This window comes from Streptomyces sp. NPDC048441 (assembly GCF_043200235.1).
Classification (GTDB): Bacteria; Actinomycetota; Actinomycetes; order Streptomycetales; family Streptomycetaceae; genus Streptomyces.
Map to the genome: position 1 here is coordinate 160,601 of NZ_JBICXM010000007.1, position 26,120 is coordinate 186,720.

The window sequence follows — 26,120 nt, forward strand, 5'->3', positions numbered from 1 at the left end:
CGGCGGCCGCGGCTCATGGCGGCCGGCTCCGGCCGCGCCGCTGTCCGGCACCTCGGTCAGGTGGGGCGCAGGTTGTTCTTCAGCTCGGCCCGCAGTACGTCTACGACGCGTTCGGCCTGGTCCGGGCGGAGTTCGGCGTGCATGGGGATGGCCAGATTGCGCTTGAAGAGATCCGCGGACACCGGGCAGCGCTGCACGGCGTCGTACACCGGCTGCAAGTGGCTGGCCCAGGTGCCGTGCCCGCAGCCGATGCCCTGGGCGCGCAGCGCGGCGGCGAGCCCGGAGCGGTCCACGCGCGGGTCGAGGGTCACCAGATAGGACTGCCAGGCGTGGGTGCGGTCCCCGGGCACGTACGGCAGCGTGAGCAGTTCCTCGTCGGCGAGCAGCTCCGCGTACGACGCCGCGATCGCGTTCCGGCGCTCCAGTAGTTCGCCGACCCGCTCCAGCTGCACCTGGAGGATCGCGGCGGCGATGTCGGAGAGCTTGTAGTTGTAGCCGATGTCGGTGAACGAGGGGATCGGCAGGCCGACCACCTGCGCCTGGTCGTAGATGCTCCCGATGCCGAACGACGACCGCAGCCGGGCGTCCGCCCCGATCACCGGGTCGGCGGCGAGCAGCGCCCCGCCCTCACCGCTGGTGGCGCCCTTGCGGCCGTGGAAGGAGAGGCAGGCCACCGGCGCGAGCGCGCCCGCCGGGCGGCCCTGGTAGGTGGCGCCGACCGCGCAGGCGGCGTCCTCGACGACGAACAGGCCGTGCCGGTCGGCGACGGCCATCAGTTCGGTGTAGTCGGCGGGCAGCCCGACGGTGTCCACCGCGATCACACCCACCGTGCGCGGGCCGATCAGATCCGCCACCGCCTGCGGGTCGACGGTGCCGGTGTCGCGGCGTACGTCCGCGAAGACAGGAGTCGCGCCGACGTAGCGCACCGCGTGGGCCGGGGCCGGGAAGGTGTAGTCGGCGACGATCACCTCGTCGCCGGGCTCGACGCCGAGCGCCAACATGCTCAGGTGGAGCGCCGCGCCGCAGTTGCTCAGCGTGACCGCGTCACCGACGCCGTAGCGCTGCTTCAGCTGGGCCTCGAGTGCCTTGCCCCGCGGGCCCTGTCCGGCCGGCCAGCCCGAGGCGAACACCTCGGCGACGGCGGTGAGTTCCTGTTCGCCCAGGCTCGCGTGCACGAGCGAGATGCTGTCCGTGGTCGTCACAGTCATCAGAGGTCGCCCCTCGGCTCTTCCGTGCTCGGGGTGGGTGGGGTGAAGCGGAGTGGGGTGATCTGCTGGACGTCGTAGCGCTCGCGCATCCGCTCCACGGCCTCGGAGCTCACCGAAGGTCCCGCGGCGAAGATCTCGACGATCTCCTCGAAGTAGCGCTCGTGGTCGGGCGAGGGTGAGCTCTGGAAGAGCATCCGGGCCGGCTTGTCCGTGGGGTTGCGAAAGGCGTGCGGGCAGCCCGGCGGCACGAACATGCAGCTTCCCGTGACCGCGCGGGCGGCGCGGTCGCCGCTCGGGGACTCCCAGCCGTGCCAGGTGTCCGGGGTCCGCTCGGTGGGCTCGAACGAGAAGAGCTCCAACTCCCCTTCCAGGACGTAGAAGAACTCCTGGGAATGGCTGTGGGTGTGCGCGCCGACGTCGAACCCCGGCGGCACGACCACCTCGAACACGGAGGAGGAGGAGCCGTCCGCGGCCGTGACCTTGAAGGTCACGTCCTGCGCTTTCGTGAGGAGTTTTCGGCCCTGACCGGGCGGGACTATGAGACCGCTCATGTGGTGTCGCTCTCTCGGGTGGAATGCGGGCGCGGCCTTGGCGGCCGGGAGACGGCGGAATTCTGGAGACAGCGGCGGCACACCGTGAAATCCGCGCCCCGGGCTTGGCGGCCTGCCCCCGCAGTGAGAATGCCAGCGGCGACTTGGCGGCGACTGGGTCCGGGATTGGTGCCTGCTTGCCGCCAAGCCGGGGCCAACTCGCCGCGTATTCCCCGGCAAGGGGCGGCGTCGAGTATGCATTTCGCGGTCCGCCGATCGCCGTCGGGACGGCAGCACCCGTACGGAATTCAGAAGTCCGGCGCATTCTTCTTCTGACCACCCCGAGGGGGAAACGTGGCGTTCAAACTGCCGGTGGAGCCGGCCGAACTCGAAGAGCCCAGCGGCATCGATGAGGAGACCTGCGGCAAGCTGCTGGATCGCGTCGACCGGCGGATCGAGGAGTTGCTGACTGCCGAGGAGAAGCGCTGGGGTGCCGTGGACGCCCGGGTGGCGGTGCCGGTGGCGGTCGTCGCGGAGCTGGTCGCGGCGGGAGGCAAGCGGCTGCGTCCCTTGTTCTGCGTCACCGGCTATCTGGCGGCCGGCGCCGCCGGGGACGAGGACACGGTCGTCGACGCGGCGGCGGCGCTCGAGCTGCTGCACGCGTTCGCGCTCATCCACGACGACGTCATGGACAACTCGCCCACCCGGCGCGGCGCACCGACCGTCCATGTCGCGTACGCGGACCTCCACGCACGGCGCGCCTGGGCGGGGGAGTCCCGCAGGTACGGGGAGGGTGTCGCCATCCTCGCCGGAGACCTGGCGCTCAGCTACGCGAACCGGCTCGCGGGCAGGCTGACAGGACCGGCGGCGCAGGTGTGGCACGAGCTGGTCACGGAGATGATCATCGGCCAGCAGCTGGACATCGCCCTGGCCGCCGAGGTGGAGCCGGACCCGGATCTGGCCCGCTGGGTCGCCGTCTGCAAGTCCGGCCGCTACACCATCCACCGCCCCCTCGCCCTCGGCGCGGCCATCGCCGGACGCCCCGGGCTGCACGCGGTGTTCGAGGCGTACGGGGTCGCGGCCGGTGAGGCGTTCCAGCTGCGGGACGACCTGCTGGACGTGTTCGGTGACGCGGCGATGACAGGCAAGCCGACCGGCCTTGACCTCAGCGAACACAAGATGACGCTGCTGATCGCGCTGGCCGCGGCCAAGGACCCGCGGGTGGCCCGGCTGGTCGAGGACAGCCGCCACGCGGACTGGAACCCGGCCGGACTCCGTGCCGCCCTGCTCGCCTCCGGGGTGCGTGCGGAGGTCGAGGAGCGGATCGACGCCCTGGTCGCCGATGCCCGCGCGGCCCTGGTGGACGCCGGCCTGCCGCGCCGCTGGCGCCTGCGCCTCGAGGAACTGGCCGAGATGGTCGCCCACCGCGACCGCTGATGCCGTACCCCGCACCACCGCTCAGCCGGACGCAAAGGGAGATCTGATGGGAAGCACGTTGCTGTACAAGCTGAGTCACAAGCCGAACCGAGCGTCGGCCCGTACGTCGGCCCGTACGTCGGCCCGTACGTCGATACACAAGCGCGGCCTCTATCTCGGCGTCGTACCGGAGCGAGCCGCGCGCCTCCGCGGCGCCATGCCGCTCGTCCTCGACCACGACCTCGACGTCCTGCCGGAGTCCGGGCGACGGCTGACGGTCAGTCAACTCGCGGGACACGTCGCGGACATCGCGAACCGGCTCGCGGTCGCCGGGGTGCGCCCCGGCGGCCATGTGGTGATCTGCAAGGCCCCCAACTTCGACCTCTGGCTGCTTGCGACGGCCGTGGAGCGCATCGGTGCGGTCCCTGTCATGCTCTCGCAGCACCTGGACTCCGAGGCCATCGCCGCGCTGCTGGCCCGTCTTGAGCGGCCGCACCTGGTCACCGACGGGCCCAAGCTCCGCGCGTTGACCGAGGATGCCGTGGACCTGGCGGAGCTGACCCGGGGCGTGATCGGGGTGGGGGACGCCGGTCCGGGTGCGGTCGCGCTCGCCGATCTTGACGGCACGGTGCCGGTGCGGCCGGTGCTGCGCGGTCTTGACGAGCCGGCCATGATCACGCACACCTCCGGCACGACAGGGCTGCCCAAGCTGGTCGTGCACACGCCGCGGACGATGCGGTCCCGGCTGCGCCCGCAGCTGTTCCTGCTGGGGCTGATGAGGAAGCGGGGGACCGTAGCGATCCACATCCCCTTCGGCCACTCCCGGACGTTCGCGGCGCTGTCGCTCTGCCTCCTCCTGGGGATGCCGGCGCTGCTGGTGAAGGACGGCACCCCGGACGCCATCGCCGGGTTCTTCGCCGAGCGCCGCCCCTGGCTGATCGAGGCACTGCCCAACTCCTTCCTGGCCTGGGAGGAGTTGGCCGACGACACGCGCCGCCCGTTCGCGTCGGTGAAGTACTTCAGCAGCACCTTCGACGCGATCCACCCGAGGACGGTGCGCCGTCTGCTGGAGGCGTCCGCTCAGCGAGCGCAGTTCTTCCAGATCTACGGGCAGAGCGAGGTCGGCCCCGCGGTCGGCCGGCCGTACTACCGCCGGTTCGCTCACCGGATGGACGGCCGCTGCGTGGGCTATCCCCTGCCGGGCAGCGCTCAGGTCAGGCTGGTGAGCCGGGACGGCAGGCGGCCCTCGCAGCGGAACCCCGGCTTCATAGACGTCCGCTGGGACGGGATAGCGAAGACGTACCACGGCGAGCAGGAGCGCTACGACGCCAATCTGCACGACGGCTGGTGGCGTACCGGGGACGTCGGCTACCGCACCTCGTTCGGCTGCCTGCACATGCTCGACCGCGAGTTCGACTCGATCCCCGGGGTGGGCAGCAACCTGGAGATCGAGGACATCCTCCTGGACGCCCTTGCGGAGCTGACCGAGGTCGTCGTGGTGCCGGGCCCCGGGTCCCATGCGGTCCCGGTCGTCTGCACCCACCGGGACGAGCCGCTCGACCCGGACCGCTGGCGCACCGCCACGGCCGCGTACCCGCAGCTGGCGGAGCCTGTCCAGATCCCGCTGGCCGAACTGCCGCGCACCGCCACGCTGAAGACCCGCCGGGTCGAACTCTCCCGCCGCCTGGAGGCCGGCCTGTAGAACGGCCGCGGAACGTGTGGACCCCGCGAACTACCAGGGGCCGTGGTCGAGCAGGCCGAGGACAAGGACGGCCGTAGCGGTGGCCAGGAAGGCGATGCCGCCCACGATGTCGCGGGAGCCCACCCGCACGTGGGCGATGATCGCGCCGATGAAGTACAGGATGAGGCCGCAGGCGGCGAGAGTCCCCAGGAGCGGTACGGCGAGCCCGGCCAGCAGCCCCACGGCACCCGCTGCCAGCAAGGACCCCAGTACCGGTACGTACTTCCGGGGAATCCCCTTCATGTCCGCCTGGGTCTTGGGGTATTCGTGGCCGATCAGGTACGTGACGGCGGCGGCCCCGTTGAAGAGCACGCCGAGGATGGTGACCGTGACGAAGGCGGTGGACACGTTCTCTCCGCTCTGAGGGGACGCCTGCTGTGCCAGTGCCCCAACGCCTGGCAGCGGCTGTTCAACACCGCTACGTGATAGTTCTGTTGGGGTTGTGGATACTTCCTGTGCGCTGGTGATCGTACAGCCCTCCCGGCACCGGCGACTGGCTTTGCACACAGGAGGCACTGGAGGTCCTGACATGGCCAGTAAGTTCACCGAGCTCGCGATCGACTGTGCCGACCCTGACGCTCTCGCCCGGTTCTGGTGCTCGGTCCTCGGCTACGAGGTGCGGGAAGAGGAAGACGGAGTCGTCACCATCGGCTCCCCCGCGGTGCCCGAGGGCAGGAGCCGCCTCGGCCCGGTGCCGCCGACGCTGACCTTCGCGCTCGTGCCCGAGGGCAAGGTCGTCAAGAACCGGCTCCACATCGACGTCAACGCGACCGACAGGGAGCAGGACGAAGAGGTCAGTCGCCTGCTCGACCTGGGTGCCCGGCACGCCGACGTCGGTCAGAAGGGGGACGAGAGCTGGGTCACGCTCGCCGATCCGGAGGGGAACGAGTTCTGCGTTCTCGCGGGGCGCCGCCCCTGATCCGGCGGACGCGCGGGAAGACACGGAAGCAGGAAGAGGGGACGTAGTACTACCGATTTCCGTGTCTGTACGCCGACACAATGAGGGCACGGGCCCATCGGCCCGGGAATGGTGAACGGCGTCAGAGGGGGGCGAGTCCAGTGGACCGCACAATGCAGCTCGGAGAAGGCCGCCCGGCAGGAGAGATCAGGGGATTCTCCGTCGCGGCAGGGGCGGTCGGCCTGCGGCGGGCGATGAGCCTGTGCTGGATGTCGGCCGCGGCCCTGGGCCGCTCCCTCGCGGTCTCCTCGGCGATCGCCCTGGTGGGACCGGGCCTCGGCATGGTGCCGCGAGCGATGGAAGGCGTACGCGGTCTTGGCGACCGGCAGCGCGAACTGGCCCTGCGCTGGTCCGGGGTGGAGATACAGGCCCCGGCGGGACCGCCGCCGCCCGTGCCCGCGGGCGCTTCGGGCGCCGTCGCCCGCTACCGGTGGATCATGAGCGATCCGCAGACCCGGCGTGAGTGGGTCTGGGCCCTCGTGGACCCCGTGGCCGGCGCCTTCCTGGCCTTTCTCCCGATCGCACTGCTCCTCAGCGGCCTCTGGGGTGTCTTCCTCGCGTTCTTCGGCGTCCCCCTCTCCATGGAATGGGACGGCCTCTGGTACCAGTTCATCCCGATCGAGGGCCAGGCCACCGCGGTGCTCGCGGGTGTGCTCGGCGTGCTGCAACTGCCGCTGTCCCTGTGGGCGGCACCACGAGCCGTACGCAAACACGCCCTCTACACCCGCGCGATGCTCGCCCCGAGCGAGAGCGAGCTGATGGCCGGCCGGATCCAGCACCTCGCCACGACCCGCTCCGACGCCGTCGACACGCAGATGGCCGAGATCCGCCGCATCGAACGCGACCTGCACGACGGCGCCCAGGCCCGCCTGGTGGCGATGGGCATGACCCTGGACGCCGCGGAGCACCTCCTGGAGACCAACCCCGAGGCCGGTATCGCCCTCCTGCGAGAGGCGCGCCAGTCCTCGTCCAAGGCGCTTGAGGAGCTGCGCGACCTGGTCCGCGGAATCCATCCGCCGGTGCTCGCCGACCGTGGACTCGCGGACGCCGTAAGGGCGTTGGCCATGGTCTGCCCGGTCGCCAACGAGGTCACGGTCGAGCTGCCGGGCCGCCCCGAGATGCCGGTCGAGTCGGCCGCGTACTTCGCGATCTCGGAGATGCTCACCAACGTCGCCAAGCACTCGGGAGCCGACCGGGCCTGGATCGACATCCGTTACGATCACGGAATTCTGCGCATCACCGTGACCGACGACGGACATGGTGGCGCCGACGCGAGTCGCGGCACCGGTCTGCGCGGCATCGAGCGACGACTTGCCACATTCGACGGAGTCCTGGCCGTGAACAGCCCCGTCGACGGCCCGACCATGGTGACGATGGAGCTTCCGTGCGTATTGTCCTCGCCGAAGACCACTTCCTCCTGAGGGACGGTCTGATACGACTCCTGGAGGCGTACGGCCACGAGATCGTGGCCGCGGTGGACAACGGGACGGAACTGCTCAAGGCCCTCACCCGGGAGCGGCCCGATGTCGCTGTCGTGGACGTCAGGCTGCCGCCGGACTTCACCGACGAGGGCCTGCGCGCGGTCCTCGCCGCCCGCCGCGAGACGCCCGACCTGCCCGTCCTGCTCCTCTCGCAGTACGTCGAGCCGCTGTACGCACGCGAGTTGCTCGGCAGCGGCGGCCGGGGAGTCGGCTATCTGCTCAAGGACCGGGTGACCAATGGAACCCAGTTCATGGACTCCATCCAGCGGGTGGCCGATGGCGGCACCGCGATGGATCCCGAGGTGATCTCTCAGCTCCTGGTGCGCAAGGAACGCGACGAGAACGTGGGCCGACTCTCCGCCCGTGAGCGCGAGGTCCTGGAGTGGCTGGCACAGGGCCGCTCCAACGCGGGGATCGCCCAGGGACTCTTCATCTCCGAGAAGGCCGTCGCCAAGCACATCGGCAGCATCTTCACCAAGCTGGGCCTGGTTCCGACGGGCGGCGACAACCGCCGCGTACTGGCGGTCCTCGCCTATCTGGAGAAGTGAACGGATACCGGGAAGATGCGAACGGGGCCGGGTCCCCTGAAGGACCCGGCCCCGCTCTTTGTCACTACGGCTGCTACTGCACCGCGGGCAGCAGACCCGTGACCGGAGCGGCCAGGTCGGTCAGCTGGTGCAGCTGTTGGAGCTGGTACACGTCGTTGAGCCCGCCGAGCTGGCTGGTGACGGTCGGCACGTCGGCCTGGTGCTCCGCGGGAAGCGCGGACGTGCTGAGCGAGTCGACCACGCCCGTGGGGGAGATGTCCTCGGCGTTCGCGGCCGGTGCTGCCAGTGCGGAGGCGCCGGCGGCGAGCGCGAGGGCGGCGACGATGCGTCGTGTTGAGATCATGCTCTGCGCAACGGGCCGCGCGGGCGGTGGACACGGGCTGCGGGCCGATTTCATCAATGATGTACCTATCCGTGCCGTTACCTGGCGTCGACGGCGCCGTTGAAGGGACAGTGCGGCCGCACACATGCGGCCGTACTCGTCGATTCGAAGGAGAACGTGATGTCTCGCATCGCGAAGGCAGCCGCAGTTGCCCTCGGCACGGGCGCCGTGGTGCTCAGTGGCGCCGGTCTGGCCATGGCGGACGCCGGCGCCGAGGGTGCGGCCGTCGGCTCGCCCGGCGTCCTGTCGGGGAACCAGGCCCAGGTCCCGGTCCACATCCCGGTCAACGTGTGCGGCAACACGGTGGACATCATCGGCCTGCTGAACCCGGCGTTCGGCAACACCTGCGTCAACGCCGACGGTGGCCACGGTGACGGCGGCTACGGCGGCTGAACCCAGCTGTGATTCGAGCCCCTGGCGGTCCGCGACCGCCAGGGGCTCCGTCATGCGTGGAGCGGCAGGCGCCGGGTCATGCGTAGCGGTAGATGCGGCGGTGGCTGAGCAGCTCGTCCGGCTTCACGTCCCACGGCGGCATCGCCTCGTAGCGGGCGGCGACACTGCCGCGCCGCAGGCCTTCGGGACCCGGCGGCTTCTTGGGCAGGTAGGGCTCGGAATGCGGGTGCCGCGCCTGCCAGCGGTCCCACAGCAGGTCCACGAAGGAGTGGTGCAGCCAGAACACGGGGTCGTTGACCGATGCGCCGCCGAGCATGTGGCCGCCGATCCAGCGGTGGACCCGGTTGTGGTTGCGCCACTTGGCGCTGCCGCTGCCGGAGGTCCACCCTTCGAGCTTGTTCCGGTAGCCCTCGGTGGACGTGGAGTCCCAGGGCGCCGCGTCGTACACGGGATCGCGCGTCGCACGTGCCAGCTCGTCCTCGGTGGGCAGGTCGATCGGGTCGTGCGGCCGGCCGAAGTCGCGCATGAGGAAATCGCCGTCCGTCTCCCCTTCTTTGATGACCCAGTTCCCGGCAGGACCCGCGAAGGGACCGGTCATGACCTGGCGGTCGGAGCGCCGTCCGTTGCCGCCCATGAGCCCGCCTCCCCAGAGCGACGCCCCGGGGGTCCGGTCCACCGTCCAGTCCCAGTACGGGACGGTCACGGCGGAGTCCACGCGTTGCAGGGCCCGCTCGAACTCCAGGAGGAACCTGCGGTGCCAGGGGAAGAACGAGGGCGTCATATGGGCCACCCTCAGTCCGTCGTCCCCGTCGGACACGTAGTACTCGATGTGCGTCCGTACGAATGCGTCGTACCGCCCGCTGCGCTTGAGTTCGAGCAGTGCGTTGACGAACCGCCGCTTCTCGGCGCTGGTGAGGTGGCTCTGGTTCTTGCGGGTGTAGACCACGGCTGGGCGCTCCTCGGGTCGTCGGTTCCGATGTGCGGGCAGTGGTCAGGCGGGACCGTCGCGCAACTCCTGTGTGCGGCCCAGTTCGTCCACTGCCCTGCGGGTGGCGATGAGGGGCGTCGGATACGACTCGTAGTGGTCGATCATGCTCAAGTAGCCGCCGTCGGCGCGCCGCATGAGGTGGAGCGGTCTGCCGTCGACGGTGATGTGCCAGGGCGCGCCCGTGTGCGGGTGGTCTCCGGTGGCTTTCATCCCGCGGATGCGGCGACCCGCGTACATCTCGTCGAACGACCCTTCACCGAGGTCGTCGGAGGGCTGACGGTGTGCCGTGTGCCGTTGTGTCGACCAGAGGAGTGCGGCCGGTGCCGTCACGGCGGCGACGGCGCATCCGATGAGGTTCCGCATCGTGGCCCGGCGCGTGAACCATCCCGCGCCGGTGCCGTCGGTCGTGGCTTGATCGGTCACTGCTGATGCCTCCTTGTGCTGTCAGCTGGTCCAGAAGTCCCACCAGCGCGTGAGGATCAACATGCCGATGATGCCGACGTGCAGGACCGGGAACACCCAGGTGAACTCGCCGAAGAACGTACGCAGTCCGGAAGGGGCGGGCAGCAGGCCGTTACGGATGTTGTGCGAGGTGACGTACCAGAACATGGTGATCGTGGCGACCCAGGCCAGGCTGCACCACAGGCACAGCGAGTTGATCTCGTAGAGCGACTGGTACATCAGCCAGGTGCAGAAGCCGACCCCGAAGAGCGTGCCGGCGTTCAGCGTCAGCCAGTACCAGCGCGGGAAGCGCGCACCGCCCAGCAGGCTCATGCCGATACAGATCACGACCGCGTACGCGGCGATGCCCAGCATCGGATTCGGGAACCCGAAGACCGAGGCCTGCTCGCTCTTCATGATGTTGCCGCAGGAAACCACCGGATTGAGGCTGCACCCCGGAGTGAAGTCCGGGTCCTCGAGCAGCTTGAACTTGTCGAGGGTGATGACCCACGCCGCGAGCAGACCCGCCGCACCCGTGACCACCAGGAGCAGGGCGAAGGCGCGGCTCGTCTCGCCGCGGTCGGGTGCGTCCTTGCGGCCTAAGGAGACTTCGGGCCTGCGGGCTTCAGGCAGGGACGTCTTGGTGTGCATGGGCTGAGGTCCTCACTGGATTCATGGACGGCGGGTTCGGCACCCTTTTGCAGTAGTCGCGCATCTCTCGACACGACAGGGTCGGTATGGCTGATTAGCGTCGGTTCCGTCCCCAACGGATCTAGGAGATCCCCCATGAAGATCACGCTTCGTCGTGTCGCAGCGACGGCCATGCTCACCCTGGCCGTGGCGGTTCCGCTCACAACCACCGCCTCCGCGGCGGGAGTTCCCGCTCAGCAGGCGGCGGCCTCCCACCCGTGCGACCACGGCGGCTGCTGGGGCGGCCACCACCACCACCACGACCACCACCTGCTGGACGTGGACCTGGGTCTCGGTCTTCTCTGAGCGGTGAGCTGGGGTCCGCCGGTCTGTCCCGACCGGTGGACCCCAGTCGTGTGCGGTCCGCCTGCGAGACGCCGCTAACCGCGCAGGCTGCGGGCGGTGAGCAGGCAGTGCGTGGACCGGGCCATGGTCTCCTCGTTGCCCGCGAACGCCTTGAGGTCCTCTTCGGCGATCGGAACCCCGGGCTTGGCCTCGGGCCAGGTGCGCGTGGTGAACATGAAGTAGGCGTGACCCCGCTCGCCCACCGCGGCGAGCCACTGGGGCGGTACGACGCACTTGGCGTTGAGGTAGGGCATGTTCAGTACGGCCTGGCCCGCCTCGACGAGGAGGGTGACGGGGAGGCCCGGATTGCGGGAGCTCTCGACGACGGGACCGCCGATGGGGAGCCCGTTGTTCCGCAGCAGGACCTCGATGGCTTGAGAAGCGGCCTCCGGACCGCCTGTGCCGTCGCCCAGCGAATAGGCGAGCAGGAAAGGCATGTCCTTCTCGTCCTCGGGGTGTTCACCGCTCCAGGCGACCACGGTGAGGGTGCCGAGATCGGCGGCTCGGAAGGTGCGGTTTTCGCTCGATGTCGAGGTCATCCCGGAACCGTATCGATGTGTCCCGATATCCCCGGCCTTGCCGTCACTTGATTGGGTGAGTGCGGGCGCGCGATCACACGATCGGGGCACCTCGCTCGAACTGGAGCGCAGCGGAAATGCCGAGGGCCGGTTCCGCAGAACGTGTCTGCGGAACCGGCCCTCGCTGCCGCGCCGCGTACCCGCGGCAGTAATTCCCGGGGAACGTCAGCTGTTGACGCAGGTGTTGCCGAACGCCGGGTTCAGCAGACCGATGACGTTGACGGTGTTGCCGCAGAGGTTGACCGGAACGTGCACCGGGACCTGGACCAGGTTGCCGGACAGGACGCCGGGCGAACCGACAGCCGCGCCCTTGGCCGTGGCACCGCTGCCGTCGTGAGCGAAGGCGCTGCCGGAGGCGGCACCCGCGGCGAGACCGGCGGTGGCGAGGACGAGTGCGGCCTTCTTGGCGGTCTTCATCATTAAACCTTCCCTTCGGTTTTTTCGTACCTTATGGACCTGCTCGCGGAAGCCTCCGCAAGCACGCCCAATTGCCTCCCTCATTCGGCGTAATGCGGCCGGGACGGGAAGCAGAAAAGAGGCTCTACTGCGCGAGGGGAAGTCCGCCGAGAAGCTTGCCGGGTCCGGCGCCGCCCCCGTTCAGGGACTTCGCGGCACCCTTGACCGTGTTGACGGCCGAGTCGGTGTTGTCGGAGTCGAGTGCGTTGGTGGCCACCGGCGCGGCGCCGAGCGGGTCGCTCGCGATCGTGTCCACGGCACCGTTCAGGCTGGTGGGCATGAGGTCGGCGGCAAAGGCGGGCGCTGCGACACCAGCGATGACCATGGATCCGGCAACGACGGCGGCGGCCTTCAGCGGCTTCATCATGTTCCTTTCTTCGGCGACAGACGGTCGCCAGCGGGGCTTTTCACTTCGCCATGGGTAACGAGCGCTGTGTACAGCGGAAACTCTGTGCGGCGGAAATTCCGGGAACCCACCCGAACGAAGGCGCTGTCGCATTCTCCGATAAAAGCCCGTCGCGCCGGCCCGCAAGGGGGCGACGCGACGGGAACTGACTCGGGCTCAGGCTCAGACGCCGGGCACCGCGGGTGCCTGCGGCAGGCCGGGCGCGGCGGGCAGCTTCGGGGCCTCAGGCAGCTTGGGCAGGGCGGGCAGTCCTGCCAGGTCGGGGGCGGGGAGGCCGCCGCCGAGCAGCGTGGCGGCGACGAAGTTGACGAGGCTGGTGAGCACGACCGGGGCCTGCTTGGCCACGGCGGCGACGTCGCCCGCGGTGGCCGCCTTGACGAGGGCGTCGACCGCGGACTGCAGCGCCTTCAGGGCGTCACCCTTCAGGTCGGCGGGCGCCTTGGCGTCATCCGACAGCGTCCCCGGGAGCGCCGGGGCCTCCGGGAGCGCGGCGGTGTCGGGGGCCGCCGGGGTCTTGGGGAGTGCCGGGGTCTCGGGGAGTGCGGGGGCCTTGGGTGCCGCGGCCGAGGCAGTCGCGATGGCGTCCTTCACCGCGTCGCCGAGCTTCGTGGCGTCCGCGGCGGGCAGCTTGCCGTCGTCGGCGTTGAGGACGGCGGTGAGCAGGTCGGTGACCGGCTTCAGTACGCCGCCGGCGTCACCCAGCGTCTTGGCCTGCGCGAGCAGCGCGTCCGCGCCGGGCACCGGTGCGCGGGCCGCCTCCTGGGCGCTGCCGTGGGGGGAGTTGTTCTCGGCGGCGATGACAGGACCGGCCGTCCCGAGGAGGAGTGTCGCGCAGAGAGCGGAGGTCGCGAGACGCCGTGCGGGCAGAGCGCGCATGAATGGTGTTCCCTTCGGTGATACGTCGGATCTTGTGTTCACCGTGAAAGCGGTGAGCACCGACCGCAACCGAGCGACTGCCATTTGGGGGCATGGCGGCGATTCGGGTGACGCGGGAACGCACGAAGGCCGCCCTCCCCGGAGGGAGAACGGCCGTCGTGGAGAGCGTGCTGCTGAGGTGTCAGCTGTTGACGCAGGTGTTGCCGAACGCCGGGTTCAGGAGACCGATGACGTTGACGGTGTTGCCGCAGACGTTGACCGGAACGTGGACCGGGACCTGGACGGCGTTGCCCGAGATCACGCCGGGGGAGCCGACTGCGGCACCCTGGGCGCCGGCGTCGGCGGCGGCGATGCCGGCGCTGCCGGCCATGGCGGCCACGGCAACGGTGGAAAGGGCGAGTGCCTTCGCGGTACGCGACATGGGGAAATGCTCCTTGGTTGATCCATCGGCAGGGCGGGGTGCCCGGCCCATGGATCAACGGACTTCACGCGCAGGGGTTGTGGGCCCAAAAGGGTGATCTGCTGGCGCGAGGTTCACACGGCGGCCTCCGTCCGGTGCGTAACGCAGGCCCTGAGCGGCCCCTGCTTCATCATTCCGACACACTTGTCAGCCTTCCTGGATTTATACGGAAGGCGGCTACTGTTGCACTCCTCCTGAAGCCATTTGAAAGAACAAGTGCGGGAAGTTACGAGTCGGGTGTGACTTTCGCATTTCCCTTCTCCCTCCTGGTTCGGAACATTTTCCCGAAAGGGCAAGGCCGGTCATGCGTAATTCCCTGGGCCCCTTGGTGTGTCGTGTGACGCTGTGCGCCTTTTCCCTGGTGGTTGTCGCCGCGCCGGGCGGCGCAGCAGTGGCCGCACCCCCTGCCGCACAAGCGCCTCCGGCCGCCGCGGAAGCGTCGAGCATCAAGTTCGCGCAGCGCTATCACGCGCTCCAGCACGGCGGCATCACCCGCGCCGCCAACACGGCCATCACGTGCCGGAAGCGGATGACCGCTCGCGCGGTGTCGTGTCCTTCCGCGCGCGGGGGCAAGGCGGCGGCGAACAACGACTTCGACATGTTCTACGTCGACGTCGACCGCGACCCGAACACCTACAACTCCAGCCGCGGAGAGGTCAGGCTCCCGGCGGGCTCCCGCGTGACCAACGCGCGTCTGTACTGGGGCGGCAACCTCCGCGTAGGCGAGCAGAAGCCGCCCAAGGACAACGGCAAGGCCCTGATCGCCGAGCCGGGCGGCAGCTACCGGAATGTGAAGGCCGACACCCTGGTCGGGCACCGCACCGCCAACGGAGCGGACGCCTTCCAGGCATCGGCCGACGTCACGCCCCTCGTCAGGGCCAGCGGCGCGGGGCTCTACACCGTCGCGCAGGTCAATGTGGCGATGGGCAACTCCAAGGCCGGGGCGTGGGGCGGCTGGACGCTGGTCGTCGCGTACGAGAACCCGTCCGAGCCGCTGCGGCACCTGACCGTCTGGGACGGCTTCGACTCCTTCGACGCACGCGGGCGCAGCCACGCGATCCGTCTCAGGGGCACGCCGGTTCCGGCCCGTGCAGGCGGGAGCGTGGGCATGGTGGCGTACAACGGCGATCGCGGAACGACCGGCGACACGCTCACCGTGTCGACCGACCGGAGCAGGCCCGTGCGGCTCTCCAATGCGGCGAACCCCGCCCGCGACGTACTGAACTCGACCATCAGTGATCCGGGCGGGCCGGGCGGGCAGAGCGCCAGGACGCCTTCGTACGCCAACACGCTCGGGTACGACTCCGACATCTTCCGGCTCGGCGGAGCCCTCAAGGCCGACCGAAAGGGTCTGCTCATCCGTCTCGCCTCGCAGCGAGAGTCCGCGTGGGCCGGCGTGCTCTTCGCCGCTGTGGATGCCACGAAGCGGTAGCGCACTTCCTTCCCCCTGAGCAAGGCGCCGTGCATGCAACTGTCATCAACTGACCCCCGGCTGAGCGTCCTTCACGTCGCCCAGCCCGTCGACGGCGGAGTGGCCCGCGTGGTCACCGACCTGGTGACATCCCAGTTGTCCACCGGGATGCGGGTCGATGTGGCCTGTCCGGGCCGCGGCTGTCTGCCGGATGCCGTGCGCGGTCTGGGAAGCGGTACGCATGAGTGGGCGGCGGCCCGCTCTCCGGGGCCTGGTCTGCCGGACGAAGTGCGACGGCTCGCCCGTCTTGTCGACGAGGTCAGGCCCGACGTGGTGCACGCGCACAGCGCCAAGGCCGGGCTCGCGGCCAGGCTCGCCGTCCGCGGCCGTGTCCCCACGGTGTTCCAGCCGCATGCCTGGTCCTTCGAGGCCGTCGGCGGTGTGACCGCCCGCCTCGCCCTGCGGTGGGAGCGCTTCGGGGCGCGGTGGGCCGCCCATGTGGTCTGCGTCAGCGAGGCGGAGCGGCAAACCGGGCAGCGGTCCGGGGTCGACGCCCGCTGGTCCGTGATCCCCAACGGGGTGGACGTCGAGCGCTTCCGTCCCGTGGCCGCACAGACCGCGCGGACCGCCCTGGGGCTCACCGGACAGGCGCCTCTGGTGGTGTGCGTGGGGCGGCTCTGCCGGCAGAAGGGGCAGGACGTCCTGCTGCGGGCGTGGGCGGCGGTCGCTGAACGGATGCCGCTCGCGCGGCTCGTCCTGGTCGGGGACGGACCCGACGCGGCCGGACTCCGTGAACAGGCGCCCCCCTCCGTGCGGTTCGCCGGGGCCACCGAGGACGCCACCCTCTGGTACCAGGCCGCCGACCTGGTGGTCCTGCCGTCCCGCTGGGAGGGCATGGCACTCGTACCCCTCGAGGCGATGGCCTGCGGCCGTCCCGTGGTGGTCACCGATGTGGACGGCGCGCGCGAGAGCCTGCCGCCCCCACTCGTGCCCCACGGTCTGGTCCCGCCGGAAGACCCCGGGGCGCTGGCGCGGGCCGTCGTCGGCCTGCTCGGCGATCCGCCGCTGCGTGCGTCCCTCGGCCGTGCGGCGCACCGCCACGTTCTGACCACCCACGATGTGCGGCACACCGCGGACGCTGTCGCGGCCGTGTACCGCGAGCTACTGGGCGTGGGGCCCATCAAGTGCAGGGAGTCCATCAACCCGTGAGTGCGGAACGAACCGTCGCCACCCCTGCTGCGCAGCCACGGGCGGCGGACCATGCCATCACCGCATCGGTCATCCCTCCACGCGGGGCCGGGAGCGGCCGCGGAACGAGCACCGGCCGGAGTTCCTCCGTACGCCGTGCCTCGGCCTTCCCGCTGCTGGCCGTCGACTGCGGCGCCGCCCTGCTCGACACCGTGCTGCTCACCGATCCGGCGCGGCACCCTCTCCTGGTGGGCCTGCTCCTGGCGGGCGTGACCGGTCTGAACGCGCGCGCCGCGCTGTACCGCCCGTCCGCTGTGCCCTCCGCGCTCGACGAACTGCCGTCGCTTGCCTGGCAGATCATGCTGAGCTGGTGCGCCGTGGGCCTCGCGGCGGCGAGCCTCCCCGTCCTGCGTCCGCTCTCCCCCAGCACCCTGTTCACGGCGGCCGCCCTCCAGTGCGTCCTGTGCTGCGCGGGCCGCGGCGGCGTGTACTGGCGGGCGCGCAGGGCGGCACTTCGGCAGCCGCGCCCGGCCCTGGTGATCGGCCCCGGCGCCGTCGCGCGGCGCGTGGCGGAGGCGGTGCTCCGTCATCCGCAGGCCGGGGTGCGGCCCGTGGGCATCGTGGCGGACGCGCCCGCCGAGCGCACGGAGCCGGAGGGGGCGGCCGAACTGCCGGTGCTCTCCACGATGGAGGAGCTGCGCCGGGCGGTCATCCAGAACGCCGTACGCACCGTCCTGATCGTCGGGCCGACGCCGGGTCCCGAGCAGATCGGGTGGCTGCGGACGCTGAGCGGCTCCGGCTGCGACGTATGGGCGATCGACGCGACACAGCCGCCCGGCTACGACGCGCCGGGCAGGCAGACCAGATCCGGGCGGCTCGCCGGGTTCGTCTGCCGTCCGCTCGCCCCCGTGAGACGCAGGCACTTCAGCGTCAGCAAGCGCGCCCTGGACATCGTGACCTCGGGGGCCCTGCTCCTCCTCATCAGCCCCGTGCTCCTTGCCTGCGCGGCCGTCCTGCGGTCCGGTGAAGGACCTGGGGTGATCTTCCGTCAGGAGCGCATCGGCAGGGACGGGCGGCCCTTCACCCTGCTGAAGTTCCGCACGCACCGCCCCGCCGACCCGCATGAGGCCGCGACCCGGTGGACCGTCGCGGGCGAGCAGCACATGAGCGGCTTCTGCCAGTTCCTGCGCCGTACGTCGCTCGACGAGCTGCCACAGCTGTGGAACGTCCTCCGGGGAGACATGAGCCTGGTCGGTCCGCGCCCCGAACGCCCTTACTTCGTCGCCCAGTTCAGCCAGACGTACCCCGGCTACGCGGAACGTCACCGGATGCCGACCGGCATCACCGGACTCGCCCAGATCCAGGGCCTGCGGGGCGACACCTCGATCGAGGACCGGTGCCGGTTCGACAACGCCTATATCGACAGCTGGTCGTTCTGGCAGGACCTCTGCATCCTGCTGCGGACCGCGGCCTCCCTCGTACGTCCGACGGGGAGCTGACCGATGAGCGTGACGTCGATCGGTCTCTTCCCCGCCGGGTCACCGGCCGCCGCGCTCGCGGCGGCCACGCGCCGGTCCTGGCCGGTGCTGCCCGTCATGATCCTGGTCGCCCTGCTCGCACTGCCCGTGCCGTCGGACGGCGGCGAATCCGGCGGCGGCACGGTCGCCGACGCCGTCTCCGCCCTGGTGGTGCTCTGGTGCGTGGCCCGCGCCGTGCGCGGGGCGCGACAGCCGCTGACGCGGACCGCCGCCTTCGTGATCGGCCTCCCGGTGGTCGGCATCGCGGTCGCCGCGATCGGCGCGAGCACCGCGTCCGCCGGGGTGACGGGCCTGGCGCGCTACCTCCAGATCTTCGTCCTCGTACCGGCCGCGATCCTCGTACTCGTCCGCGACCGCCACGACTTCCGCCTGGTGGCGTGGTCCCTGATCGGCCTCGCCCTCTTCCAGGGCTCGCTCGGCGTCTATCAGTACGTCACCGGGACCGGCGCCACCTACATGGGCTCGGACATCCGGGCTGTGGGGACCTTCGGGTCGACGGACGTCATGGGGATGGCGACTGTCGTGTCGTACGGGGTGGTGTGCGCGGTCGCTCTGGCGCTGGGTCCGGTTTCTGCTTCCGCTTCTGCTTCTGCTGCTGCGAGGCAGCGTCGGATGGCGGTGCTGTGCGCGCTGCTCCTGATGGTTCCGCTCGCGCTCTCCTTCAGCCGCGGTGCCTGGATCGCCACCGTCGTGGCGTGCGGTGCGCAACTGGGGCTCGCGGGGGTGCGGCGCGCCCTGCGGGTGCTCGCGGTGACGGCGGCGGCGGGCGTGGTCCTGGTGGGCGGGTTCGGGATCGGCACGCAGATGCTCCAGGAGCGGATCACCAGCATCACGCAGGTGACCGACGCCCCCGACCAGTCGGTCACCGACCGGTACACCATGTGGGCCGCCGCGGTGGACATGTGGAGCGAGCACCCGGTGTCGGGCGTGGGGCTCAAGGCCTTCCCCGACCACCGCGACAGCCACGCCTCGCTGGCCCTCTCATCGGCCAGCGACACCGGGGGCGCGGGCGCGGAGTTCCGCCGCCAGCCGCTGCTCTCCCCGCACAACATGTATCTCCTCGTCCTCAGCGAGCAGGGGCTGCTCGGCCTGTGCACGCTGGTGGGCAGCTGGGCGGCCTTCCTGCTGCTCGGGCTCCGGCGCCTGGCGCGGGTGCGCGGGGGGCCCGGCGTGGACTGCGCTCTGGTCGCGTGCGGGCTGCTCGTCTGGCAGTTGGTGGACTTCGCGTACGCCGACATCGGCGGTCCTTCGACCGTGCTCATGGCGGTGGTACTCGGTCTCGTGGCCTGGTGGGCGCTGTCGGACCGGGTGTTGTCGGACCGGATGCTGTCGGACCGAGCGCTGTCTGGTCGAAAGCTGCTCGGGGAGGTCCCGCGATGACCTCGACGACGCACCCCGTGGACGCGGGTCCGGCCGCAGGCAGGGTGCCCGCTCCGGCGTCCGTCAAGGATGCCGGCTCCGACCCCTCCAACGGATTCCTCGCGAAGGCCGCTCTCGTCACCGCGGCCCTCACGGTCGCCGGATCCGTGCTCGGGCTCGGCCGCGACCAGGCACTCGCGCACTTCTTCGGGGCGGGCTCGGAGACCGACGCCTTCCTGGTCGCGTGGACCATCCCCGAGCTCGCCACCACGCTGCTCATCGAGGACGGCCTCGCCTTCGCCCTCGTACCCGCCTTCAGCATGGCGCTCGCCCGCCGCGCCCAGGGCGCGCGGCGCGATCCGGTGCGGGCCCTGGTGGCGGCCTCGCTGCCCCGCCTGATGCTGGCCTCCGCGGCCGTCGCGCTGCTCCTGATGGTCTCGGCGCCGTTCCTCGTGTCGGTCCTCGCGCCGGGCCTGCCCGACCCGCACCTGGCCGTGCACTGCACGCTCCTGACCGCCACCTGCGCCTTCACCTTCGGGCTCACGGGCTACTGCAGCGCGGCGCTGCGGGCCCACCGCCGGTTCGTGGCCCCCGCTGCCATCTACGTCTTCTACAACATCGGCATCATCACAGCGGTGTTCGTCCTCGGCCCCCGCTACGGCGTCCGGGCGGCGGCCTTCGGCGTCGCGGCCGGCGGCGTACTCATGGTGCTCGTCCAGGCCCCCTCCCTCTGGCGGCAGCTCACCCGCCGCAGGGAGGCCGAGCCGGTCGAGGAGGCGACAGGGCCTTCGGCCCCCGCGCTGATGAGCGGCACCCTCATCGCCACCGTGCTCCTTTTCGCCCTGTGCCGTCAGTCGCAGGTGCTCATCGAGCGGTTCCTGGCCTCGTCGCTGCCCGCGGGGGCCATCTCGCACCTCAACTACGCGCAAAAAGTGGCGCAGGTGCCGATGATCCTCTCCCTGATGCTGTGCACGGTCACGCTCCCCGTGGTCGCGCGGGCCCTGGCCGACGGGGACATCAAGCGGGCCAGGTCGCGCGTCGAACGTGACCTCGGCCTGGCAGGCTGCGTGGTCCTTCTCGGCACCGCCGTGGTCATCGCCTGTGCGCCACAGCTCATCCAACTCCTGTTCCAGCGGGGCGCGTTCACCGCCGCCGACACCGCGGCCACGGCCGCCGTCATGCGCGTGTACGCCCTCGGGCTCCTGGGCCACACGCTGGTGGGCGCCCTGGTCCGCTCCTACTTCTCCGGCGGGCGCGCCACCTGGTACCCGCTGGGCGCGATGGCTGTCGGCGTCGCCGCCACCGCCGGGATCGGCAGCTGGGCGGTGGACGTGTGGGGCGTACGCGGCATCGCGCTCGCCAATGCGGCGGGGATCACCGTGACCGCCTTCGTGCTGCTGTACGGGATGGGGCCGCGCAATGTGCCGATCCGGGTCCGCGGGGTGCTCGCCGAACTGGCCAAGCCGGTGGCCGCGATGGTCTGCGCCACCGGGTTCGGCGGGGCCCTCGCGAGCCGTTTCGAATCACCGCTGCTCGCCTGCGCGGCCGGTTCGGCGACCGTCGCCGCCGTCTTCGTCCTGGTGCTCTGCGCCCTGAAGGCCCAGGCCTTCGAGCCCGTCCTCCGCTCCGTCACGTCCGCCACACGAAAGCTCGCTCATGCCCGTTGACACACCTGACACAGCTGACACAGCACTTGGTGAGACCCCCGGTTCGCGGCACGCCCGGCGCACCCGGCACTGGCTGCCCGAAGCCCCGATGTGGGTGGCGATGTACCACTCCGTGGACGACTCCACGGACGACCCGTACAAGATCACCGTCACGCCCGAACGCCTCGCGGCCCAGCTGCGATGGCTCCGGCGCCAGGGTCTTCGCGGGGTGAGCATGACCCGGCTCCTCACGGCGCGCGCCCGTGGCGAGGGGCGTGGCCTGGTCGGCCTCACCTTCGACGACGGGTACACCGACTTCGTCGCCCACGCCCTGCCGCTCCTGCACCGCTACGACTTCGACGCCACGGTCTTTGTGCTCCCCGGCAGGCTCGCGGGCGACAACGCGTGGGATCCGCTGGGCCCGCGCAAACCGCTGCTCAGCGTGGAGGGCATCCGGCGCGCGGCCGACGAGGGCATGGAGGTCGCCTCGCACGGCCTGACCCACGTCGACCTCACCCGGGCGGACGACCGGCTCCTGTGGCAGGAGACCAGCGGCAGCCGGGTCGCACTCCGCGACCTCACCGGCCGCGAGGTCGAAGGCTTCTGCTACCCGTACGGCACCGTCGACCAGCGCGTCATCAGCGCCGTACGAGCGGCCGGCTACCGCTACGCCTGCGCGATCTCCCCAGGCACTCTCACCGGCGTCCACGCCCTTCCCCGCGTCCACATCGGACAGGAGGACACCGCCCTGCGCCTCCAGCTGAAGCTGCGGCTCAGCAGGCTGCGTCGGCGTACGGTCCGTTGTCCCGCAGGCCGCGAACCGGCGGTGACCGCATGAGAGCCCTGCACATCATCACCGGCCTCGGCGTCGGCGGCGCCGAGCAGCAACTGCGCCTGCTCCTGCGCCATTTGCCCGTCACCTGCGACGTCGTGACGCTCACCAACCCGGGCCCGGTCGCCCAGGGTCTGACGGACGACGGGGTGCGCGTCATCCACCTCGGCATGTCCGGCAACCGTGACGTCGGCGCCGTGCCCCGCCTCGCGAAGCTGATCCGCGGCGGCGGGTACGACCTCGTGCACACGCACCTCTACCGCGCCTGCCTGTACGGACGCATCGCCGCCCGCCTGGCGGGGACACGCGCCGTGGTGGCCACCGAGCACTCCCTCGGCGACACGCAGCTGGAGGGACGGCCGCTGACCGCGGGTATCCGTGCGCTGTATCTGACCGGGGAGCGCCTGGGGCGGGCCACCGTGGCGGTGTCCCCGTCCGTCGCCGAGCGGCTCAGTCAGTGGGGGGTGCCCCGGCAGCGCATCCACGTCGTACCGAACGGCATCGACGTGGAGCGGTTCCGCTTCGATCCCCGGGCCAGGGTCACGGCCCGCCGCCAACTGGGGCTGCCGGACGAGGCGTTCGTCATCGGCGGGGTCGGGCGCCTTGCCCCCGGTAAACGCTTCGACGTCCTGCTGCACGCTCTGGCCGCGCTGCCCCAGGACGTACGCCTTCTGTTGGCCGGTGGCGGACCTGATGAGGACCGGCTGCGCGAGACGGCGGGTCAACTGGGCCTCGCTGACCGGGTGTTGTTCGCCGGGGAGCGGCCTCATCTGTCCCGGGAACCGGCGGACCTGCCGGCTCTCCTCGCCGCCATGGACGTCCTCGCGTCGCCGTCCCCGGAGGAGGCCTTCGGCCTCGCCGTCGTGGAAGGCCTCGCCGCCGGTCTTCCGGTGCTCTACGTCCGGTGCCCCGCCGTCGAGGACCTTCCCCCGGAGGCTGCCACCGGCGCCCTGCGCGTCGCGGGCGATCCGGATTCCTTCGCGCGGGCGCTGCTGCGGGTCCGCGATGCGGGGCCACGGCCGCGCTTGGCCCTGGCGGCCGCGCACCACTACAGCATCACCCGAAGCGCGGCACAGCTGATGCACGTGTACGAGGCAGCTGCCAACGGCTCGACCCCGAGAGTGAGTTCCTGATGACCGATACCCTCAGCAGGCGGCACCGCCCGGCCGGTCGCCCGGCCCCGATGCTCGCCCGTGCGAAGCGACTTCCCACGTGGTGGCTCCTGCCGGCGGGCGCCGTGCTCGGCGCCCTGGCCGGTGGTGCGTACGGCGTGGTGAAGACACCGGCGTACACCGCGACGAGCTATGTGATCGCCGTCCCGCAGAAGGACTCCGACCCCACCGCCGCGCTCGGCTTCGCCACGGCGTACGGCAGGGTCGCCACGCAGGTCGCGGTGCTCGGCGACGCGCAGGTGGAGTCGGGTGTGTCGGCGCAGACGCTGCGCGACAGCGTGCAGGCGGCCACCTCGCCCGACGCGCCGATGATCTCCATCTCGGCGACCGCCGCCAAGCCGGGCAAGGCGGCCGACATCGCCAACGCGGTGTCACGCTCCCTGACCAACAACGCGAACCACACCAAGGACAGCACCCAGGTGCGTCTCCTGCAGCTCTCCCGCGCGGTGAAGCCCGCCGCCCCCGCGTCGGCCGCGCCGCCCATGACCGCCCTGGTGGGCGGCTGCGCGGGCGGTCTCATCGGCGGACTCGCCCTCCTCGTACGGCCACGGCGCGGCGAGTACGACGAGGACGCCGCGCCGGCTCCGGTACCGGGACCCGCGCAGTCCGCCGACCTCAACCGGGAGGCGTGATGGCGTTGCCTGATACTGCCCTGACCGTCGAACTCTGCACGAACGAAGGGGAGTTCGGGAGTCTCGCGGCGGCGTGGGCCCGGCTGCACCGCAGGTGCCGGACGGCGACGCCGTTCCAGAGCCACGCGTGGCTGCACTCGTGGTGGCTCTCCTACGGCAGGCGCGGGCGGCTCCGCGTGGTCCTCGTGCGCCGCGGCGGCGAACTCGTCGCAGCGGCCCCGCTGATGCGTGCGTACGCTCCGCTCCCCGCGCTCGTGCCTCTCGGCGGCGCGATCTCCGACTTCACCGACGTCCTCCTGGACGACGAGTTCGCCGACGAGGCGGCACAAGCGCTGACCGGCGGCTTGTCGGAACTCGCCCGCGGCGCGCTGATCGACTTCCGCGAGGTCAGATCAGGCGCTGCCGTCGAGCGGATCTACGACCGCTGGAGCGGGCCACGGCTCCGCCTCGTGGACTCGCTCTGCCTGGAGCTGCCCGCGGCCTCGATGGAGGAGCTGCTCGGGCGGCTGCCCAAGCCCCGGGCCCAGCGGGCGCGCGCCAAGATCCGCAAGATGGACGCGCTGGGCGTCGAGCGCAGGATCGTAGGACATGACGAGGTGGACGCGTCGGTGCGCACGCTCCTGCATCTCCACCAACTCCAGTGGCAGGGGCGGAAGGTGACGTCCGAACACTTGCAGCCGCGGTTCTCCGAGCACCTGATCAGGTCGGTGGGGCTCATGGTCCGTTCGGGAGACGCGGTGGTCACCGAGTTCCGGCTCGACGACGCCGTGGTGGCCGCTGACCTGACCCTGCTCTCGCCCCATCTGGTCGGCGGCTATCTGTACGGCGCGCATCCGCGGCTGCGGGAGCGGAAGGTCGACGTGGCGACGATGCTCCTGAACGCCTGCACCGAGCACGCCGAGGGCGACCGGAGCCGGGTGCTCAGCCTCCTGCGCGGCAACGAACCGTACAAACATCACTGGCGCCCCGAGGAAGCCACCAACCACCGCCTGCTGCTCGCCCGCAGGCGTACCACCCCCGTGCTGCGGGCGGCCGCATGGGACGCGGCCGCCCGCGACTGGGGCAAGGAGCTCCTGCGCAAGCGCCGGGAGCGGGAGGAGCCGTCCTGATCAGGAACGCTTCCACCAGTCGAGGCGCATACAGAGCTTGCCGCCGAGCCAGTACTCGACCCAGTCGCCCAGATTCAGCGGAGAACAGTTCGGCGGGGTCGCGGGCACGGTCGGCTGTGTCGGTTGCGTCGGCTGTGTCTGCTCCGGAGCCGGTTCGGTGTCCTTACGGCCGAAGAGCAGGGACCGGTAGGCCTTGGACGCCTTGGGGTTGTCCTCGCACTGCCACACACCGTGCGGGCAGTAGTCCGTGACGGTGTTGTAGAGCGGTTTGTGCTCGTCCATCCAGGCGAGCATTTTCCGCATGTAGTCCTCGTTGTCGCCGTTGCGGAAAAGACCCCACTCCGGATAGGAGATCTCTTTGCCGTGGGCCTTGGCGAATTCCACATGCTGTTTCAGGCCGTACGGCTCGCTGACCTGCTCGGCGAAATCCGTGCCCGTCGGCTGGTCGTACGAATCCATGCCGACGATATCCACGACGTCGTCGCCCGGATAGCACTGCGTCCAGGGAACGGCGTCCCGGCCCCTGCTCGGCGCGAAATCGAATTTGAACTTCTGCCCCGGCACCGAACGCATGGTGGTGACGATGCGCTTCCAGTACTTCTTCCAGGCTTCCGGGTCGGGACCACATCGATGGGTGTACGTGGTGCCGTTCATTTCCCAGCCGAGCACCACCACGGTGTCGGGCACATCGAGCTTCACGAGCCGTTCGGCGAGGGCGCGGTAATGCGCGTCGAAATCGCCCGCCGCACCGCGCCGCAGGAGCGTGCGGACCCCCCAGTCGCTGACGCGCGCCTCGTTGCGCTCCATCATCGGGACGTTGAGCACGAAGAGACGGTCGTCCTGTGCGCGCCGCCACTTGGCCCAGCTCTCGAGGAAGTCGGGCGACCCCTCGATATTGCTCCACCGGTCGCCCGGCAGATAGGTGTGCCCGACGCGCAGATCGGCGCCGCCCAGCCATTTGCTGAGCTCGGCCATCCGCTGCACGCCCTGGGGCCCGTAGTCGAGGTAGGCGCCGAAGGCGGGCTTCCTGGCCGCCTGGCCCGTGTCCGTCTGCCCCGCGTCAGTGGGGCTCGGCGACACGGAGGGGTCCGGGGCGGCCGGGGTGGCCGGGGTGGCCGCGGAGGGGGACGGGGCCGGGGCCGCCGTGGGCAGGCCCGGCAGCCGGACCGGTGGATCGGGCTCCTGTCCGGCACCCGACGCATATCCCGGTCCGACGGCGATCGCCGCCGACGCGGCGATTCCGGTGGCAATGAATGCCAGCCGTCTATTGGTGGTCTGGCGTCTGTCCGGGGCCATGGCCGCTCCTCATGCTGGCTCCTCCATCTACTGACACTCA

General features: G+C 70.8%; 29 protein-coding genes. 16 read left to right on the forward strand and 13 right to left on the reverse strand.

The features are described 5' to 3' along the window. Positions 1-56: 56 nt before the first annotated feature. Positions 57-1,208, reverse strand: a complete 1,152-nt coding sequence (locus ACGFSB_RS19485; protein ID WP_393400540.1) for a DegT/DnrJ/EryC1/StrS family aminotransferase — start codon at positions 1,206-1,208, stop codon at positions 57-59. Beyond that, positions 1,208-1,759 carry a cupin domain-containing protein gene (locus tag ACGFSB_RS19490; RefSeq protein WP_393400542.1) on the reverse strand — a complete coding sequence of 184 codons (552 nt, stop codon included), beginning with the start codon at positions 1,757-1,759 and terminating at the stop codon, positions 1,208-1,210. The genes ACGFSB_RS19485 and ACGFSB_RS19490 overlap by 1 nt, the downstream gene beginning before the upstream one ends. Before the next feature lie 333 nt (positions 1,760-2,092). Here ACGFSB_RS19490 and ACGFSB_RS19495 point away from each other — a divergent pair, with 333 nt between their 5' ends. Together ACGFSB_RS19495 and ACGFSB_RS19500 are read left to right on the forward strand one after the other, a co-directional pair. Continuing rightward, positions 2,093-3,175, forward strand: a complete 1,083-nt coding sequence (locus tag ACGFSB_RS19495; RefSeq protein WP_393400544.1) for a polyprenyl synthetase family protein — start codon at positions 2,093-2,095, stop codon at positions 3,173-3,175. 46 nt (positions 3,176-3,221) lie between these two features. Next, positions 3,222-4,856 (forward strand): AMP-binding protein, encoded by a 1,635-nt coding sequence (locus tag ACGFSB_RS19500; protein WP_393400546.1) that lies wholly within the window; start codon positions 3,222-3,224, stop codon positions 4,854-4,856. 30 nt (positions 4,857-4,886) lie between these two features. On the opposite strand, the gene ACGFSB_RS19505 is transcribed toward ACGFSB_RS19500, so the two are convergent. Continuing rightward, positions 4,887-5,243, reverse strand: a complete 357-nt coding sequence (locus ACGFSB_RS19505) for a DoxX family protein (protein WP_393400548.1) — start codon at positions 5,241-5,243, stop codon at positions 4,887-4,889. 181 nt (positions 5,244-5,424) lie between these two features. On the opposite strand from ACGFSB_RS19505, the gene ACGFSB_RS19510 reads away from it, so the two are divergent. The 3 genes from ACGFSB_RS19510 to ACGFSB_RS19520 all read left to right on the forward strand — a co-directional run bounded on the left by ACGFSB_RS19510 (position 5,425) and on the right by ACGFSB_RS19520 (position 7,882). Then, the gene (locus ACGFSB_RS19510) at positions 5,425-5,814 is read left to right on the forward strand and encodes a VOC family protein (protein ID WP_393400550.1); all 390 of its coding nucleotides are present in this window, start codon (positions 5,425-5,427) and stop codon (positions 5,812-5,814) included. Positions 5,815-5,966: 152 nt separating this feature from the next. Beyond that, the gene (locus tag ACGFSB_RS19515) at positions 5,967-7,274 is read left to right on the forward strand and encodes a sensor histidine kinase (protein WP_393400552.1); all 1,308 of its coding nucleotides are present in this window, start codon (positions 5,967-5,969) and stop codon (positions 7,272-7,274) included. Further along, a complete protein-coding gene (locus tag ACGFSB_RS19520; RefSeq protein ID WP_393400554.1) occupies positions 7,238-7,882 on the forward strand; it encodes a LuxR C-terminal-related transcriptional regulator in 645 nt (214 codons plus the stop codon). The genes ACGFSB_RS19515 and ACGFSB_RS19520 overlap by 37 nt, the downstream gene beginning before the upstream one ends. Positions 7,883-7,955: 73 nt before the next feature. Here the strand turns inward: ACGFSB_RS19520 and ACGFSB_RS19525 are convergent, their stop codons facing one another. Then, complete coding sequence (locus tag ACGFSB_RS19525) at positions 7,956-8,225, reverse strand: hypothetical protein (protein ID WP_393400556.1); 270 nt, start codon at positions 8,223-8,225, stop codon at positions 7,956-7,958. A 159-nt stretch (positions 8,226-8,384) separates the two neighbouring features. Here ACGFSB_RS19525 and ACGFSB_RS19530 point away from each other — a divergent pair, with 159 nt between their 5' ends. Next, complete coding sequence (locus ACGFSB_RS19530) at positions 8,385-8,657, forward strand: chaplin (RefSeq protein ID WP_393400558.1); 273 nt, start codon at positions 8,385-8,387, stop codon at positions 8,655-8,657. A 76-nt stretch (positions 8,658-8,733) separates the two neighbouring features. Here ACGFSB_RS19530 and ACGFSB_RS19535 read toward each other — a convergent pair whose 3' ends face one another. Genes ACGFSB_RS19535 through ACGFSB_RS19545 form a run of 3 tightly spaced genes read right to left on the reverse strand, consistent with a single transcriptional unit; the run spans position 8,734 to position 10,737 of the window. Continuing rightward, on the reverse strand, positions 8,734-9,603 hold the full coding sequence (locus ACGFSB_RS19535; protein ID WP_393400561.1) for a tyrosinase family protein: 870 nt from the start codon (positions 9,601-9,603) through the stop codon (positions 8,734-8,736). A gap of 45 nt (positions 9,604-9,648) precedes the next feature. After that, entirely contained in the window at positions 9,649-10,068 is a 420-nt protein-coding gene (locus ACGFSB_RS19540; protein WP_393400564.1) for a tyrosinase cofactor, read from the reverse strand. 21 nt (positions 10,069-10,089) lie between these two features. Then, positions 10,090-10,737, reverse strand: a complete 648-nt coding sequence (locus ACGFSB_RS19545) for a vitamin K epoxide reductase family protein (RefSeq protein ID WP_393400567.1) — start codon at positions 10,735-10,737, stop codon at positions 10,090-10,092. A 135-nt stretch (positions 10,738-10,872) separates the two neighbouring features. On the opposite strand from ACGFSB_RS19545, the gene ACGFSB_RS19550 reads away from it, so the two are divergent. Further along, complete coding sequence (locus tag ACGFSB_RS19550; protein ID WP_393400569.1) at positions 10,873-11,082, forward strand: hypothetical protein; 210 nt, start codon at positions 10,873-10,875, stop codon at positions 11,080-11,082. Between the two features lie 74 nt (positions 11,083-11,156). Here the strand turns inward: ACGFSB_RS19550 and ACGFSB_RS19555 are convergent, their stop codons facing one another. The 5 genes from ACGFSB_RS19555 to ACGFSB_RS19575 form a co-directional block, all read right to left on the reverse strand. Then, complete coding sequence (locus ACGFSB_RS19555; protein WP_393400571.1) at positions 11,157-11,660, reverse strand: DUF5949 family protein; 504 nt, start codon at positions 11,658-11,660, stop codon at positions 11,157-11,159. A gap of 204 nt (positions 11,661-11,864) precedes the next feature. Next, positions 11,865-12,116: a chaplin gene (locus ACGFSB_RS19560; protein ID WP_393401168.1), complete on the reverse strand. Its 252-nt coding sequence runs from the start codon at positions 12,114-12,116 to the stop codon at positions 11,865-11,867. Positions 12,117-12,240: 124 nt separating this feature from the next. Then, the gene (locus ACGFSB_RS19565) at positions 12,241-12,519 is read right to left on the reverse strand and encodes a hypothetical protein (protein WP_393401170.1); all 279 of its coding nucleotides are present in this window, start codon (positions 12,517-12,519) and stop codon (positions 12,241-12,243) included. A 204-nt stretch (positions 12,520-12,723) separates the two neighbouring features. Then, positions 12,724-13,437 (reverse strand): hypothetical protein, encoded by a 714-nt coding sequence (locus tag ACGFSB_RS19570; RefSeq protein ID WP_393400574.1) that lies wholly within the window; start codon positions 13,435-13,437, stop codon positions 12,724-12,726. 181 nt (positions 13,438-13,618) lie between these two features. Beyond that, positions 13,619-13,858, reverse strand: coding sequence for a chaplin (locus ACGFSB_RS19575; protein WP_393400577.1), 240 nt, complete (start codon positions 13,856-13,858; stop codon positions 13,619-13,621). A gap of 343 nt (positions 13,859-14,201) precedes the next feature. Between ACGFSB_RS19575 and ACGFSB_RS19580 the strand changes: the two genes are divergently transcribed. The 9 genes from ACGFSB_RS19580 to ACGFSB_RS19620 are packed head-to-tail and all read left to right on the forward strand — an operon-like array spanning position 14,202 to position 24,784. Beyond that, positions 14,202-15,329 (forward strand): DUF3344 domain-containing protein, encoded by a 1,128-nt coding sequence (locus tag ACGFSB_RS19580; RefSeq protein WP_393400580.1) that lies wholly within the window; start codon positions 14,202-14,204, stop codon positions 15,327-15,329. Positions 15,330-15,362: 33 nt separating this feature from the next. Further along, positions 15,363-16,517, forward strand: coding sequence for a glycosyltransferase family 4 protein (locus tag ACGFSB_RS19585; protein ID WP_393400583.1), 1,155 nt, complete (start codon positions 15,363-15,365; stop codon positions 16,515-16,517). After that, positions 16,514-17,995: a sugar transferase gene (locus tag ACGFSB_RS19590; protein ID WP_393400586.1), complete on the forward strand. Its 1,482-nt coding sequence runs from the start codon at positions 16,514-16,516 to the stop codon at positions 17,993-17,995. The genes ACGFSB_RS19585 and ACGFSB_RS19590 overlap by 4 nt, the downstream gene beginning before the upstream one ends. A 3-nt stretch (positions 17,996-17,998) precedes the next feature. Further along, positions 17,999-19,414 carry an O-antigen ligase family protein gene (locus ACGFSB_RS19595; protein WP_393400588.1) on the forward strand — a complete coding sequence of 472 codons (1,416 nt, stop codon included), beginning with the start codon at positions 17,999-18,001 and terminating at the stop codon, positions 19,412-19,414. Next, entirely contained in the window at positions 19,411-21,060 is a 1,650-nt protein-coding gene (gene murJ / locus ACGFSB_RS19600; RefSeq protein ID WP_393400591.1) for a murein biosynthesis integral membrane protein MurJ, read from the forward strand. Before ACGFSB_RS19595 ends, murJ begins: the two co-directional genes overlap by 4 nt. After that, positions 21,050-21,877, forward strand: coding sequence for a polysaccharide deacetylase family protein (locus tag ACGFSB_RS19605; protein WP_393400594.1), 828 nt, complete (start codon positions 21,050-21,052; stop codon positions 21,875-21,877). Before murJ ends, ACGFSB_RS19605 begins: the two co-directional genes overlap by 11 nt. Next, positions 21,874-23,004 carry a glycosyltransferase gene (locus ACGFSB_RS19610; RefSeq protein WP_393400597.1) on the forward strand — a complete coding sequence of 377 codons (1,131 nt, stop codon included), beginning with the start codon at positions 21,874-21,876 and terminating at the stop codon, positions 23,002-23,004. Before ACGFSB_RS19605 ends, ACGFSB_RS19610 begins: the two co-directional genes overlap by 4 nt. Then, complete coding sequence (locus tag ACGFSB_RS19615) at positions 23,004-23,675, forward strand: lipopolysaccharide biosynthesis protein (protein ID WP_393400599.1); 672 nt, start codon at positions 23,004-23,006, stop codon at positions 23,673-23,675. Before ACGFSB_RS19610 ends, ACGFSB_RS19615 begins: the two co-directional genes overlap by 1 nt. Next, positions 23,675-24,784, forward strand: coding sequence for a GNAT family N-acetyltransferase (locus ACGFSB_RS19620; protein ID WP_393400602.1), 1,110 nt, complete (start codon positions 23,675-23,677; stop codon positions 24,782-24,784). Before ACGFSB_RS19615 ends, ACGFSB_RS19620 begins: the two co-directional genes overlap by 1 nt. Here ACGFSB_RS19620 and ACGFSB_RS19625 read toward each other — a convergent pair whose 3' ends face one another. Further along, positions 24,785-26,080, reverse strand: coding sequence for a glycoside hydrolase family 26 protein (locus tag ACGFSB_RS19625; RefSeq protein WP_393400605.1), 1,296 nt, complete (start codon positions 26,078-26,080; stop codon positions 24,785-24,787). Positions 26,081-26,120: the final 40 nt, after the last annotated feature.

What these genes read in the sequence shown, in the direction of transcription:
- ACGFSB_RS19565 (WP_393401170.1), bottom strand. Translation starts at nt 12,519, where the DNA reads ATGAAGCCGCTGAAGGCCGCCGCCGTCGTTGCCGGATCCATGGTCATC.
- ACGFSB_RS19545 (WP_393400567.1), bottom strand. Translation starts at nt 10,737, where the DNA reads ATGCACACCAAGACGTCCCTGCCTGAAGCCCGCAGGCCCGAAGTCTCC.
- ACGFSB_RS19525 (WP_393400556.1), bottom strand. Translation starts at nt 8,225, where the DNA reads ATGATCTCAACACGACGCATCGTCGCCGCCCTCGCGCTCGCCGCCGGC.
- ACGFSB_RS19530 (WP_393400558.1), top strand. Translation starts at nt 8,385, where the DNA reads ATGTCTCGCATCGCGAAGGCAGCCGCAGTTGCCCTCGGCACGGGCGCC.
- murJ (WP_393400591.1), top strand. Translation starts at nt 19,411, where the DNA reads ATGACCTCGACGACGCACCCCGTGGACGCGGGTCCGGCCGCAGGCAGG.
- ACGFSB_RS19500 (WP_393400546.1), top strand. Translation starts at nt 3,222, where the DNA reads ATGGGAAGCACGTTGCTGTACAAGCTGAGTCACAAGCCGAACCGAGCG.
- ACGFSB_RS19625 (WP_393400605.1), bottom strand. Translation starts at nt 26,080, where the DNA reads ATGGCCCCGGACAGACGCCAGACCACCAATAGACGGCTGGCATTCATT.
- ACGFSB_RS19585 (WP_393400583.1), top strand. Translation starts at nt 15,363, where the DNA reads ATGCAACTGTCATCAACTGACCCCCGGCTGAGCGTCCTTCACGTCGCC.
- ACGFSB_RS19605 (WP_393400594.1), top strand. Translation starts at nt 21,050, where the DNA reads ATGCCCGTTGACACACCTGACACAGCTGACACAGCACTTGGTGAGACC.
- ACGFSB_RS19595 (WP_393400588.1), top strand. Translation starts at nt 17,999, where the DNA reads ATGAGCGTGACGTCGATCGGTCTCTTCCCCGCCGGGTCACCGGCCGCC.
- ACGFSB_RS19580 (WP_393400580.1), top strand. Translation starts at nt 14,202, where the DNA reads ATGCGTAATTCCCTGGGCCCCTTGGTGTGTCGTGTGACGCTGTGCGCC.
- ACGFSB_RS19555 (WP_393400571.1), bottom strand. Translation starts at nt 11,660, where the DNA reads ATGACCTCGACATCGAGCGAAAACCGCACCTTCCGAGCCGCCGATCTC.
- ACGFSB_RS19560 (WP_393401168.1), bottom strand. Translation starts at nt 12,116, where the DNA reads ATGAAGACCGCCAAGAAGGCCGCACTCGTCCTCGCCACCGCCGGTCTC.
- ACGFSB_RS19490 (WP_393400542.1), bottom strand. Translation starts at nt 1,759, where the DNA reads ATGAGCGGTCTCATAGTCCCGCCCGGTCAGGGCCGAAAACTCCTCACG.
- ACGFSB_RS19610 (WP_393400597.1), top strand. Translation starts at nt 21,874, where the DNA reads ATGAGAGCCCTGCACATCATCACCGGCCTCGGCGTCGGCGGCGCCGAG.
- ACGFSB_RS19615 (WP_393400599.1), top strand. Translation starts at nt 23,004, where the DNA reads ATGACCGATACCCTCAGCAGGCGGCACCGCCCGGCCGGTCGCCCGGCC.
- ACGFSB_RS19485 (WP_393400540.1), bottom strand. Translation starts at nt 1,208, where the DNA reads ATGACTGTGACGACCACGGACAGCATCTCGCTCGTGCACGCGAGCCTG.
- ACGFSB_RS19575 (WP_393400577.1), bottom strand. Translation starts at nt 13,858, where the DNA reads ATGTCGCGTACCGCGAAGGCACTCGCCCTTTCCACCGTTGCCGTGGCC.
- ACGFSB_RS19570 (WP_393400574.1), bottom strand. Translation starts at nt 13,437, where the DNA reads ATGCGCGCTCTGCCCGCACGGCGTCTCGCGACCTCCGCTCTCTGCGCG.
- ACGFSB_RS19510 (WP_393400550.1), top strand. Translation starts at nt 5,425, where the DNA reads ATGGCCAGTAAGTTCACCGAGCTCGCGATCGACTGTGCCGACCCTGAC.
- ACGFSB_RS19550 (WP_393400569.1), top strand. Translation starts at nt 10,873, where the DNA reads ATGAAGATCACGCTTCGTCGTGTCGCAGCGACGGCCATGCTCACCCTG.
- ACGFSB_RS19620 (WP_393400602.1), top strand. Translation starts at nt 23,675, where the DNA reads ATGGCGTTGCCTGATACTGCCCTGACCGTCGAACTCTGCACGAACGAA.
- ACGFSB_RS19515 (WP_393400552.1), top strand. Translation starts at nt 5,967, where the DNA reads ATGCAGCTCGGAGAAGGCCGCCCGGCAGGAGAGATCAGGGGATTCTCC.